Source organism: Mycobacterium sp. E2327 (assembly GCF_001672675.1).
Taxonomy (GTDB): Bacteria; Actinomycetota; Actinomycetes; order Mycobacteriales; family Mycobacteriaceae; genus Mycobacterium.
The window spans coordinates 1-12,153 of record NZ_LZKE01000016.1; the positions used below are offsets into that span (position 1 = coordinate 1).

Annotated in this window: 10 protein-coding genes and 3 pseudogenes; 7 read left to right on the top strand and 6 right to left on the bottom strand. The window is 70.0% G+C overall.

Features of this window, described 5'->3' with window-relative positions; all coding sequences use genetic code 11:
• Positions 1-303: MmpS family transport accessory protein (locus tag A5712_RS01765; protein WP_156766365.1), on the top strand; the 303-nt coding region annotated here is incomplete at its 5' end.
• On the top strand, positions 303-938 hold the full coding sequence (locus A5712_RS01770; protein WP_068100570.1) for a DUF2561 family protein: 636 nt from the start codon (positions 303-305) through the stop codon (positions 936-938). The genes A5712_RS01765 and A5712_RS01770, both read left to right, overlap by 1 nt.
• A 213-nt stretch (positions 939-1,151) precedes the next feature.
• On the opposite strand, the gene A5712_RS01775 is transcribed toward A5712_RS01770, so the two are convergent.
• Genes A5712_RS01775 through A5712_RS01790 form a run of 4 tightly spaced genes read right to left on the bottom strand, consistent with a single transcriptional unit; the run spans position 1,152 to position 5,561 of the window.
• Positions 1,152-2,846 carry a cytochrome bc complex cytochrome b subunit gene (locus A5712_RS01775; protein WP_068100572.1) on the bottom strand — a complete coding sequence of 565 codons (1,695 nt, stop codon included), beginning with the start codon at positions 2,844-2,846 and terminating at the stop codon, positions 1,152-1,154.
• Positions 2,843-4,051: a ubiquinol-cytochrome c reductase iron-sulfur subunit gene (locus tag A5712_RS01780; protein ID WP_068100574.1), complete on the bottom strand. Its 1,209-nt coding sequence runs from the start codon at positions 4,049-4,051 to the stop codon at positions 2,843-2,845. Before A5712_RS01780 ends, A5712_RS01775 begins: the two co-directional genes overlap by 4 nt.
• Entirely contained in the window at positions 4,048-4,914 is an 867-nt protein-coding gene (locus A5712_RS01785) for a c-type cytochrome (protein ID WP_068100575.1), read from the bottom strand. The genes A5712_RS01780 and A5712_RS01785 overlap by 4 nt, the downstream gene beginning before the upstream one ends.
• A 35-nt stretch (positions 4,915-4,949) precedes the next feature.
• Positions 4,950-5,561, bottom strand: coding sequence for a heme-copper oxidase subunit III (locus A5712_RS01790; RefSeq protein WP_066913412.1), 612 nt, complete (start codon positions 5,559-5,561; stop codon positions 4,950-4,952).
• A gap of 138 nt (positions 5,562-5,699) precedes the next feature.
• On the opposite strand from A5712_RS01790, the gene trpD reads away from it, so the two are divergent.
• Positions 5,700-6,782, top strand: a complete 1,083-nt coding sequence (gene trpD / locus A5712_RS31655; protein ID WP_068100577.1) for an anthranilate phosphoribosyltransferase — start codon at positions 5,700-5,702, stop codon at positions 6,780-6,782.
• Here the strand turns inward: trpD and A5712_RS29940 are convergent.
• A pseudogene (locus A5712_RS29940) lies at positions 6,720-8,594 on the bottom strand (DEDD exonuclease domain-containing protein); the annotation flags it as partial. The gene trpD and the pseudogene A5712_RS29940 overlap by 63 nt on opposite strands.
• 120 nt (positions 8,595-8,714) lie before the next feature.
• Here A5712_RS29940 and A5712_RS01800 point away from each other — a divergent pair.
• The 4 genes and pseudogenes from A5712_RS01800 to pimB all read left to right on the top strand — a co-directional run.
• Entirely contained in the window at positions 8,715-8,954 is a 240-nt protein-coding gene (locus tag A5712_RS01800; RefSeq protein WP_068100578.1) for a hypothetical protein, read from the top strand.
• A gap of 204 nt (positions 8,955-9,158) precedes the next feature.
• Positions 9,159-10,322: a peptidoglycan hydrolase RipC gene (gene ripC / locus A5712_RS01805; protein WP_082973221.1), complete on the top strand. Its 1,164-nt coding sequence runs from the start codon at positions 9,159-9,161 to the stop codon at positions 10,320-10,322.
• Positions 10,323-10,365: 43 nt separating this feature from the next.
• The gene (locus tag A5712_RS01810) at positions 10,366-11,199 is read left to right on the top strand and encodes a hypothetical protein (protein WP_156766367.1); all 834 of its coding nucleotides are present in this window, start codon (positions 10,366-10,368) and stop codon (positions 11,197-11,199) included.
• A 92-nt stretch (positions 11,200-11,291) separates the two neighbouring features.
• Positions 11,292-12,014, top strand: a pseudogene (pimB, locus tag A5712_RS01815) (GDP-mannose-dependent alpha-(1-6)-phosphatidylinositol monomannoside mannosyltransferase); the annotation flags it as partial.
• Between the two features lie 42 nt (positions 12,015-12,056).
• On the opposite strand, the pseudogene A5712_RS31660 reads toward pimB, so the two are convergent.
• Positions 12,057-12,113, bottom strand: a pseudogene (locus A5712_RS31660) (hypothetical protein); the annotation flags it as partial.
• Between the last annotated feature and the right edge of the window lie 40 nt (positions 12,114-12,153).

The window sequence follows — 12,153 nt, forward strand, 5'->3', positions numbered from 1 at the left end:
GCGATCCCCTGGCCGCCTTGTGAAAGCCCCGGCCCACGGCAGGTGACCTACTCGGTGACCGGCACCAAGGCCCCCGGCGACATCATTTCGGTGACCTACGTCGACGCGTCGGGCCGGTCGCGCACCCAGCACAACGTGTACATTCCCTGGTCGATGACCGTGACACCGATCTCGACTTCCGACGTCGGATCCGTCCAGGCGTCCAGCCTTTTCCGGGTCAGCCGGCTCAACTGTTCCATCACCACCAGCGACGGGACGGTGCTGTCGTCGAACAACAGCGACGCGCCGCAGACGAGTTGCTGATGGTCAGCAGGTATTCCGCCTATCGGCGGGGTTCGGACACCATTCCGCCGGATGTCATCGATCGCATACTGATGGGCGCGTGCGCCGCCGTCTGGTTGGTGCTGCTGGGCGTGAGCGTAGCCGCGGCCGTCGCGCTGGTGGACCTGGGCCGGGGCTTTCACAAGGCGGCCAGGGGATCGCACACCTCGTGGGTGCTGTACGCCGTCATCATCGTTTCCGCGCTGATCATCGCGGGGGCGATCCCGGTGCTGGTGCGGGCCCGTCGCATGGGTCTGATCGAGCCGGCAGCCCGGACGGCCGCGCGTCCGCCGAGCCGGCCTCCGGTGCGCCTGATGGCCCCCGCGCCGCGCACCGCGGCCGAGCGGGCCCGCCAGCCACGGCCGCAGACGGCGGGAGCGGCCGCCGAGTGGTCGGGCGCGGCGGTGGACCGGATCTGGTTGCGCGGCACCGTGCTTCTGGCGGGGACGATGGGCGCCGCGCTGATCGCGGCGGCCACGGCGACGTACCTGATGGCGGTCGGGCACGACGGCGGGTCCTGGGTGGGCTACGGGCTGGCCGGGGTCATCGTCGCGGGGATGCCGGTGGTGGAATGGCTGCACGTCCGCCAGCTGCGCCGCATGGCTGATGGGCGCTAGCCGCCCGCCTCTCGGTACTTAAACGTGTGCGACGACACGTCGCAACGGGCCGCAGCCAGTTCAGCTGAATCGCCGTCCGGGTGATCGCTGAGGGCAAACCCGAACACGTCGTGCACCGCGTTCGTGGCGCGTTGGCCCGTCGAGGACACCGCGAAGTTGAACCGCCGCCACGGTTTTCGGCGTGTCGTGCGCGGGTCGTAAGTGTCGCGGAAGCTAGTGCTCCCCGTTCTCCCCGTGCTCCCCGTTGGAGCCGACGATGCTCTCCTGGTATTCGCGCAGCGCGGTGAGGGAGCGTTGCTCGCCGGTGTGCGCCGCCCCGCGCAGCGCGGCGTCCTCGGACGCCGGATCGGCGAACAAGAAGCTGCCGCTGCCCGGTGTGCCGGCGGAGCCCAGCTTGTTCATCCGCTTGGGCACCGCCGCGCCCTCGTACTCCAGCGGGATCGCGTGGCCGTGGGCATCGACCGGTCCGAGCGGCTGATGCAGCTCGATGTAGGCACCGTGCGGCAGCCGCTTGATGATGCCCGTCTCGATGCCGTGCGCGAGCACGTCGCGGTCACTGCGCTGCAGACCGATGCACCACCGGTAGGTGATGAAGTAGACGAACGGCGGCAGGATCACCATGCCGATGCGCCCGATCCACGTCGTCGCGTTCAGCGAGATGTGGAACTTGAACGCGATGATGTCGTTCATCGCGGCCAGGGTTAGCACCATGTAGAAGGCGATCGCCATGGCCCCGATCGAGGTTCGCACCGGAACGTCACGCGGACGCTGCAACAAATTGTGGTGGGCGTAGTCGCCGGAGAACCGCTTCTCCAGGAACGGGTAGATGATCAGCAGGATGAAGATCAGGCCCATCAACAGCGCGACCCAGACCGGCGCCGGAATGGTGTGGTGCCAGAAGTAGAACTCCCACGGCGGCCAAATGCGGGCCAGGCCCTCGGTCCACATCATGTAGAAATCGGGCTGCGAGCCGGCCGACACATGAGATGGCTTGTAGGGGCCCAGGTTCCAGATCGGGTTGATCTGGAGCAGTCCGCCCATCAGGCCGAGCACCCCGACGATCGCCGCGAAGAACGCGCCGGACTTGACGGCGAAGATCGGCATCACCCGCACCCCGACCACGTTGTGCTCGGTGCGGCCGGGCCCGGGGAACTGCGTGTGCTTCTGGAACCACACCATGGCCAGGTGCAGCCCGATCAGCGCCAGGATGATCCCCGGCAACAGCAGGATGTGCAGGGCATACATGCGCGGGATGATGGCGCCCACCGTCGCGCATTCGTTGCCGATGCCACCGCAGGGGAAGTCGCCGCCGAACAGCGCCCAGTGCAGCCACGTGCCGATCACCGGCATCCCCAACGTGATCGAGGAGAGGGCGGCGCGCAGCCCGATGCCCGACAGCAGGTCATCGGGCAGCGAGTAGCCAAAGTAACCCTCGAACATGGCCAGGATCAGCAACAGGGAGCCGATCACCCAGTTCGCCTCGCGGGGACGGCGGAACGCGCCGGTGAAGAAGATGCGCGCCATGTGCACCATGATCGACGCGGCGAAAAGCAAAGCGGCCCAGTGGTGGACCTGACGGACGAACAGCCCACCGCGCACCTCGAACGAGATGTCGAGCGTCGACGCGAAGGCCTTGGACATGTCGACGCCGCGCAGCGGTTCGTAGGCACCGTTGTAGGTGACTTCGGCCATGGACGGGTCGAAGAACAGCGTCAGATACACGCCGGTCAGCAGCAGCACGATGAAGCTGTACATGGCGATCTCGCCCAGCAGGAACGACCAATGCGTCGGAAATACCTTGTTGAGCTGCCTGCGCACCGCCGCCGACGGGTGGTAGCGCGTGTCGATGTCCTCGCCCTGCCGGGCCAGGACATCGCCGATCTTCGGGGGACTCAGTTTGGGGCTCATGTCGTCGTCCTCTCCCAGAATGCCGGTCCGACGGGCTCGATGAAGTCACCGTTGGCGACCAGGTACCCGTTGGAGTCGATCGTGATGGGCAGTTGCGCCAGCGCGCGCGCCGCCGGACCGAAGATCGGCTTGGCGAAGTGCAGGGCGTCGAACTGCGACTGGTGGCAGGGGCACAAGATCCGGTAGGTCTGCTGTTCATACAGCGACGCCGGGCAACCAAGGTGCGAGCACACCTTCGTGTAGGCGAAGAACTCACCCCAGTTGAAGCTCTCCTGCCCCTGGCGCTTGACCATCCGTGGCATGTCGGACGGCCGGATCCGGATGAGCATCACGGGGTTGCGCACACCCTGGTTGATCGCGCGGAGCTTTTCCTGCGACTCCGGGGTGGTGCCGTCCCCGTCGGACTCCCGCCACGGAAAGACGGTCTCCATGCCGCCGGCGTCGAGATCCTCGGGGCGCATCTTGACGAACGGCGACGCGCTGGCTGAGCCGGTGGCGCGCGCCAGGAAGATCGTCTCGCCCTTGTAGCGCGGGGTCCACCCGGACGTCCACAGCACGGCCTTTTTGCCGTCGGCGGTGGGCACCACGGGCTTCCACGGGTTCTTGATCAGGCCGCCAGCAAACGCAACCAGGGTGGACAACCCGAACGCGCCAAGCCCCAGGCCCAGTGACAGCCCGACGAGCTTGCGCCGCCCGATCGTCGAACCCTGGTAGGCGTCGCCCAGGTTCGCCACGACCGTCTTGCGGTCGACCTCGCGAGAGGCGCCGTCATGGCGCTCCTGGATCGAAATCTCTTCGGGGATAAACCTTTTCTGGTACAGGATGGCGCCGATCGCGATGCACAGGATCGACATTCCGAAAGTCAGGCCGTACAGCGGGGTGGCGAGCGTGTAGAGCAGGCTGCCCGGCGCGTCCTTCGGCTTGTATTCCCAGGGCCAGAACAGGAAGACCACCAGCAGCGCCAGGCCGAACGCGCCGCCCAGCAACAGCCAGCGCGCCACGGAGCGCTCGGCGCGCTTCTCGGCTTTGGTGCCCTCGACGGGCCAACGGGGCTCCTTGAAGACCGTCTCGACGCCGTCGAGCCTGCCGCCCAGCGCCACGAGTTCCTGCTGCGACATCGCGGCGAGCGCGGCGTCGCTCGGCTCGTGGTGTGCGCCCAGTCCGACCTTGTCGGTGTCCGAGCCGCCCGGATGTTTGTCGCTCATGATGCTCGCGCCCCAATCCACAGTGCCAACCCGATGGCGGCGACCATCCCGATGATCCACGCGGCCATGCCCTCGGGGGCGGGTCCGAAGCCACCGAGGCCGTAGCCGCCAGGCTGCCGCTCCTCGGTCACGGTCTTCACGTAGGCGATGATGTCCTTCTTGGCGTCGAAGGACAGCTGGCGGTCGGAGAACTTCGGCATGTTCTCCGGGCCGGTCAGCATCGCGTCGAGGATTTGCTGTTCGTTGGCCGCGCCGAGGTCGGGCGCGTACTTGCCCGAGGACAGGGCGCCGCCCTTGCCGGTGAAGTTGTGGCACGAGGAGCAGTTGAGCCGGAACAGGTCGCCGCCGCGGCCGACGTCGTTTCCGCGCAGCGATCGCATCGCGATGCTGCCGTCCGGGTTGCGCGTGACCGTGGGGCCGCCGCCGTTGGCCTGCACGTAGGCGCCGATCGCGTCGATCTGGGCCTCGTCGAAGATCGGCTCCTTGCGGGGGGCCTGGGCGGCCTCGGCCATGACCGGCATCCGGCCAGTGGAGACCTGGAAGTAGACGGACGCCTCGCCGACACCGATCAGGCTGGGCCCGTGGTCGGGAACGCCCTGCAGGTTGGCACCGTGGCAGGACACGCAGGAAGTCTCGAACAGCTGCTTGCCGGTGCGCAGCAGCGCTGACGACGACTCGTCGGCGACGGCCACCTGCGGGGTGGGGGTCAGCACGGCCGCCAGGCCACCGGCGATGGTCAGCGCGATCAGCAGCAGCAAGCCCCCCGACAGCCGGCGCCGCAGGCGCCGACGCGAGCGATCACTCTGCCCTTTTCGCGGCTGACCCCGCCGCGCACCGTTTCGGGTAGACCCCAGTTTCTTCAACCGAGCACTCCTGTCCGTCTAGGTCTAGCGCCGGCTCATCGGATGAAATAGATCACGGTGAACAGCGCGATCCACACGATGTCGACGAAATGCCAGTAGTAGGAGACGACGATGCTGGCCGTCGCCTGCGCGGGCGTGAACTTGCTCATCGCGGTGCGGGCCAGCAGGAAGATGAAGGCGATCAAGCCGCCCGTCACGTGGAGGCCGTGGAAGCCGGTGGCCAGGTAGAAGACGGTGCCGTAGGCGCTGCCGGGGATGGTCGTCCCGTGCGACATCAGGTGGTAGTACTCGTAGCCCTGGCCGAGGACGAAGAACAGGCCCATCAGGAACGTGATCACGTACCAGCGGCGCAGGCCGAACACGTCACCGCGTTCGGCCGCGAACACGCCCATCTGACAGGTGAACGACGACGCGATCAGCACGAGCGTCACCGGCACGGCCTGGTAGAGGTTCAGCTCGGTGGGCGGCGGCGGCCACTTCCCGCCGGCCTGTGCCCGCGCGGTGAAGTACATCGCGAACAGGCCAGCAAAGAACATGAGTTCGCTGGAAAGCCAAACTATGGTGCCGACGGCCACCATGTTGGGCCGATTCAGCGAATGCACTCGCGACGTGATCGCAGTACCCGAGGTCCCCACAGCGCTGGTCACATCCGCAAGTATGACGCTTTGTAGTTGTCGAACTCTACCCGGGTCGGAAATTTCGCGAATCGGCGTTTCCGGCAGCGCCAGCGGCCCCCCTTGCGGCAACGGTTGGGGGCTCGGTGATCCTCATGGGACCATCGGCGCGTGCCCGCGTCATCCGAACCCGCTGAGACCCCCGGCGAGCCACCGTCGTGGTCCCAGGTCCTCGGCCGCCTGACGGGCGGGCAGGACCTGGCGCGGGGCCAGGCCGGCTGGGCGATGGACCAGGTCATGTCCGGCGACGCGAGCCCCGCCCAGATCGCCGCCTTCGCGGTGGCGATGACGATGAAGGTCCCCACCGCCGCCGAGGTGAGCGAGCTGGCCGACGTCATGCTCAGCCACGCCCGCTCGCTGCCCGCCACGGGAATTCCCGACGACGCGGTCGACATCGTGGGCACCGGGGGCGACGGCGTCAACACGGTCAACCTGTCCACGATGGCGTCGATCGTGGTGGCCGCCGCCGGTGTGCCGGTGGTCAAGCACGGCAACCGGGCGGCGTCGTCGCTGTCCGGGGGCGCCGACACGCTGGAGGCGCTCGGGGTGCGCATCGACGCAGAACCCGACGAGGTCGCGCGCAGCGTCGCCGAAGTGGGGATCGGGTTTTGCTTCGCGCCGTTGTTTCACCCGTCCTACCGGCACACCTCCGTCGTGCGCCGCGAGATCGGGGTGCCGACGGTGTTCAATCTCCTTGGGCCCCTTACCAATCCGGCCAGGCCGCGGGCGGGTTTGATCGGCTGCGCGTTCGCCGACCTCGCCGAGGTGATGGCCGGGGTGTTCGCGTCGCGCCGGTCCAGCGTGCTGGTGGTGCACGGCGACGACGGCCTCGACGAGCTGACCACCACCACCACGAGCACGATCTGGCGGGTGCAGGCGGGCACGGTGGACCGGCTGACGTTCGACCCGGCCGGGTTCGGGTTCGACCGCGCCGAGCTGCACGAGCTGGTCGGCGGCGACGCCCAGGCCAACGCCGCCGAGGCGCGTGCGGTGCTGGGCGGGGCGAAGGGCCCGGTCCGCGACGCCGTCGTGCTCAACGCCGCCGGGGCGATCGTCGCCCACGCCGGCCTATCCAGCCGCGCCGAATGGCTGCCGGCGTGGGAGGACGGGCTGGGGCGCGCCTGCACGGCCATCGACTCCGGGGCGGCCGAACAGCTGCTCGCGCGATGGGTGCGGTTCGGTCAGCAGCTCTGATTCGACCTGCGCCAGATCCTGTTGGGAGGCCACCCGCGCCGAGCGGGCCAGCGCGGCCCACGCCGACCAAACGCCGGCCGACCGCACCGGCGAGGCCCACCCGTCGTCGGTGGCGCCCGAAACCCGCACGATGCGCACCCCGGGCGCGGCCAGCCAGCGCGCGATGAGCGCCGTCTCCTCCACCAGCGCGCCACCGAGCGGGGCCGCCGCGCGCAGGATCGCCTGTGCGCCAGTCTGAATCGCATCGATCACCGGCATCGGCGGCACTCCGCGCCTGGCCGTGCCGGCCGCCGCGAGCTGCCCGTAGCGAACGACGGCCAGGTGGTAGCCGCCCTGACCGTCGGGCGCGGCGGCGATCAGCTCGGGCAGCGCGGCCAGCGCCCGCAGCCGCTGGCCGCGCCACAGCACCTCGATGGCGGCGGCGACGCGGTCGCGCAGCCGCGCCGCGCTCTCGAAGTGTCGTTGCTCGGCAAGCGCCGTGACCTGGTGCACGGCGGCTTCCAGAGGGCCGTCGTCGAGCCCGTCGATCAGGGCCGCAACGCGCGCCACCGCCGCGGCGTACTGGGTGGCCGTGGCGCCGCGCTGGGCCGGACACGGCGACACCTCGACCTCCGGACAGGCCGGCCCGTGCAGCGCCGAGCGGGCCAGCCGCGCGGTGCAGGTCCGGACGCCGGTGAACCGCGCCAGCACGGCCGCCGTGTCGGCGGCGTCGGTGCGGGAGCGAAACGGCCCGACGGCGCGGTCGTGGCGCGGCGCCCGCACCGCCGCCAGCCGCGGAAACGCCTCGTCGGTGAGGGCCAGCCACCACCACCGCTGCGGGAACCGGGACCGCCGGTTGTAGGGCGGGGCGTGAGCGGCCAGCATCCGCAGCTCTCGCACGCCGGCCTCCAGCGCGTGTGCGCACTCGACGTGGTCGACGGTGCCGGCCAGCGTGACCATCTCCTTCATCCGGCCGCGGGGATCTGCGCCGGTGAAGTACTGGCCCACCCGTCGACGCAGGTCGACGGCGGTCCCGACGTAGAGCACCTCGCCCGCCGGTCCGCGGAACAGGTAAACCCCGGGCCGGTGCGGCAGCCCTTCGGCCAGCACTTTTTTGCGGCGCTGGGCCGGTGTCACGTCGGGCAGGTACGAGCGCAGGTCGGCGTAGGTGTGCACGCCCTGGTTGCCGACTCGCTCGATGAGGGCGTGCAACACCTCGACGGTGGCGCGGGCGTCGTCGAGCGCGCGGTGCGTCGGCTGCGCGGCGACGGCGAACAGTCGCGCCAGCGCGGCCAGCCGCACGCTGGGGGCTTCCTCGCGGCTGAGCACCCGGTGGGCCAGGCGGACCGTGCAGAGCACCGGCGGCCGGGGCCAGGCGATGTCGCATCGCCGGGCGGCGGCCCGCAGGAATCCGACGTCGAACCCGGCGTTGTGCGCGACCAGCACCGCGCCCCCGGCGAACTCGAGAAACATCGGCAGCACCGCGTCGATGGTCGGGGCGTCGCACACCATCGCCGTCGTGATCCCTGTGAGCTGCACGATCTGGGGCGGGATGCTGCGCTGCGGGTCGACCAGGGTGGCGAACTCGCCCAGCACGACGCCGCCGCGGACCTTGACCGCCCCGATCTCGGTGATGGCGTCGCACGGCGTGCCGTCGGCGCTTTTCGTGCGCCCGCCGGTGGTCTCCAGGTCCACCACGACGAAAGTCGTTTCGCGCAAGGGGAGTTCGTCGACGGGGGAGACCGGGGAGGCGGCCGGGTCCCAGCGCGGGCCCAAGTCGGCGAAACTCAGCTGAGTCGCACCGCTCGCACCCATGGCGGTGACGTTAGGCATGTCCACCGACAGTCGCGGGGTTCCCACGCCGGGCGCGACGCGGCGGGCGAGACATGTCGGTGGCCGTCGTTAGCGTGCGGGTATGAGCTTCACGAGGCCAGACCGAGAGGACGGCACCTGATGGCATACGGCAACGGCAACGCGCACCCCGACGGGGCGGCGCCGGTGGTGATCGATTGTGACGACTGCGCGGTGCGCGGCCCGGGCTGCCGCGACTGCGTGGTCAGCGTCCTGCTCGGGGTGCCGGAGACGTTGTTGCAGGACGAGCGGGAGGCACTCGAGGTGCTCGCAGAGGTCGGGCTGGCGCCGCGGTTGCGTCTGGTGCCGATTCATCGCGGCCGCGGGTCTGGTGTAGCTTAATTGCCTTGTGCGCCAAAACCGCTGGACCGTCTTAGGGGATTGCCATTATTCACAAAGTAAGGCCAGAAATCTTTCCGATTTCTTAACGATCCCGCTTGGACAAACGTCGATATCGTTTCGTAACCTGTTTGAGACCTAAACTCGTCCGACGGCGCGCCGGCAGTGCCGGGCATCAGCCGTCCTAGGCCGTTTAAGGATGCAATTTTGAGCTTCGCTAGTAGGTACCCGTGTGCGCGTGTCATTACACGTTCTGCCCTCGGGACGTTAGCGGGCTTGACCGTCTTCGCGGGGACTTTTGCCGCGATTTCCTCGGCCGATCCGGCCGAGGACGCGCTGGCGAAACTCAACCAGCTGTCGCGTCAGGCCGAGCAGACCACCGAGGCGATGCACACCGCACAGCTCGACCTCAACCAAAAGCTGGCGGCCCAGCAGGCGGCGGAGAAGAAGCACGCCGATGACCAGGCCGCGGTGGATTCGGCGAAGGCCCGCCTGGCCGCCTTCCAGGGAGCCGTCAACAAGCTCGCCGCCGCGCAGTACATGGGTGGCCGCGTCGACGGCATGGAGGCCATGCTGACCGCGGGGTCGCCCCAGGGCCTCATCGACAAGCTGGCCGTGCAGCGGCTGATGGCGACGCAGATGCGCACGCAAATGGCGAACTACCGCATCGCCGGCGAGCAGGCCGCCAAGGCCGAGCAGGCATCCGCCAAGTCCGCCGCCGACGCGAAGAGCGCGGCCGAGCAGGCCGCCGCGGTACGGGCGAGCCTGCAGTCCAAGCAGAGCCAGCTGCAGGTGCAGATCGCCGTCGTCAAGTCGCAATACGTCTCCCTGACGCCGCAACAGCGCACCGCGCTCGCCGACCCCGGGCCGATCCCGGCGGGTCTCCCGGCTCCGGGCGCGCCGGCACCGGACGCGGCGCCACCCGGCGCGCCGCCCGCCGACGCTCCGCCGATCAACGCCATGATGCCCGGAATGCCAGGTCCCGGGGTGCCCGGAATGGCTCCCGGCGGTGGTGTGGGCGGCGGTGACCGCGCGACCGTCGTGCAGGCCGCGCTGACCCAGGTCGGCTCGCCCTACGTGTGGGGCGGTGCCGCACCCGGCGGTTTCGACTGCTCCGGTTTGGTGATGTGGGCGTTCCAGCAAGCCGGCATCTCGCTGCCGCACTCCAGCCAGGCACAGGCCCAGGGCGGTCAGCCGGTGGCGCTGTCGGATCTGCAACCCGGCGACGTGGTGACCTTCTATAACGACGCGTCACACAGCGGCCTGTACGTCGGTGACGGCATGGTGATCCATTCCTCCACCTACGGCCAGCCGGTGCGGGTGGTTCCGATGAATGCCGCAGGCCCAGTCCACGACGCCCGCCGCTACTGACCGTTCCGTCTGGCGTCGGCGGCTGCCGATCCTGCTGGCCTGGGTGTTTGCCCTCGAGCTGATTGTGGCCGCGGCCGTGCCCTTCGACGAGGCCGCCGACAGCAAGGCAAGACACGCGCAACTGGTCACGCCCGCGCGCAGCCAGGCCGGCGCCGGGGCGAAATCGCTGGTGATCGGCGACCGCACCGTCCGCCTGGTCGGCCTGGGCGGCCCGGCCAGCGACCGGCTGCTGTCCCGGGTGGCGAGCAACATCGGCACCGCGATCAAGGCGGTGGAGGCCTTCTGGGGTGTGGACTGGCCGCGCGAGATCTCCGTGCTCGCCGCCGGCTCCGACGAACAGTTTCGCGCCGCGGCCGGCGGGGGACCGCCTTCGCAGTGGGCGGACATCGCGGCCGTGACGGTCGCCGAGCGCGTCGACCCCGTGCACCGGTTGGTGCTCGGCCAACGGATCGTGTTTGCGCCGGGCGCCGCCAACATGAACGAGGGCGCGCTGCGAATTGTCTTGACGCACGAGCTTTTTCACTACGCCGCCCGCCCTTACACCACGTCGGACGCGCCCGAGTGGCTCACCGAGGGCGTGGCCGATTTCGTCGCCCGGCCGCAGACCCCGGTGCCCGCCGATGCGTTGCCGGTGCCGCTGACGCTGCCGACCGATGCCGATCTGGAGGCGCCGGGGCCGCAGCGCTCGCTGGCGTATGACCGCGCGTGGTGGTTCGCCCGGTTCGTGGCCGACACCTACGGGGCGCCCAAGCTGCGCGACCTGTACCTGGCCAGCTGCGGTGTGGGGCACACCGACGTGCCCACCGCCGTGCACGCGGTCCTCGACATCGACCCCGCCGGGCTGCTGGTGCACTGGCACCAGTGGGCGGCCCGCTAGTGCGGGATTGCCTGACTCTCCCCCGCGAGCGGGAGGTGCCCCCACCTCAGACCGTGACACGGTCTGCATCGTCGCCAGGCTAGCCTACGCAGGTGAGCCGGGTCCTGCTGGTAACCAACGACTTTCCGCCCCGCCCAGGCGGCATCCAGTCCTACCTCGGCGAGTTCGTCGGGCGGCTGGCCCGCGCCGGCTCACACTCCGTGCTGGTGTACGCGCCGCAATGGAAGGGCGCCGACGCCTTCCACGACGCCGCCGAGGCGGCCGGGTACCGGGTGGTGCGCCACCCGGGCACCCTCATGCTGCCGGGCCCGGCGGTGGACGGGCGGATGCGCCGGCTGATCGGTGAGCACGGGATCGACACCGTGTGGTTCGGCGCGGCCGCGCCGCTGGCGCTGCTGGCGCCGCGCGCCCGGCAGGCGGGGGCGACCCGGGTGCTGGCCAGCACGCACGGCCACGAGGTTGGCTGGTCGATGCTTCCGGTCGCGCGGTCGGTGCTGCGTCGCATCGGCGACGGCACCGACGTCGTCACGTTCGTGAGCCGCTACACCCGGTCGCGCTTCGCGGCGGCGTTCGGCCCCGAGGCGAGGCTGGAATACCTGCCGCCCGGCGTCGACACCGACCGGTTCCGGCCCGATCCGGCCGCCCGGGCCGAGCTGCGTGCCCGCTACGGGCTCGGCGAGCGGCCGACCGTGCTGTGCCTGTCGCGGCTGGTGCCGCGCAAGGGTCAGGACGCCCTGATCAAGGCGCTGCCCTCGATCCGGCGGCGGGTGGACGGGGCGGCGCTGGTCATCGTCGGCGGCGGGCACACCACCGGTGAACGTCACGTGCTCGGCCACGCCGCAGTCGGTGGCCAGCTTGCGCAGCGCGTCCAGGTACGGCCCGCCGCCGACGATGACCAGCGCCGCCCCGTCCACCCGCCGCCGGATCGAGGGCAGCGCCTTGATCAGGGCGTCC

Coding starts and splice junctions, on each gene's coding strand:
- A5712_RS01770 (WP_068100570.1), top strand. CDS start 303: ATGGTCAGCAGGTATTCCGCCTATCGGCGGGGTTCGGACACCATTCCG.
- A5712_RS01775 (WP_068100572.1), bottom strand. CDS start 2,846: ATGAGCCCCAAACTGAGTCCCCCGAAGATCGGCGATGTCCTGGCCCGG.
- A5712_RS01780 (WP_068100574.1), bottom strand. CDS start 4,051: ATGAGCGACAAACATCCGGGCGGCTCGGACACCGACAAGGTCGGACTG.
- A5712_RS01800 (WP_068100578.1), top strand. CDS start 8,715: ATGGCATACGGCAACGGCAACGCGCACCCCGACGGGGCGGCGCCGGTG.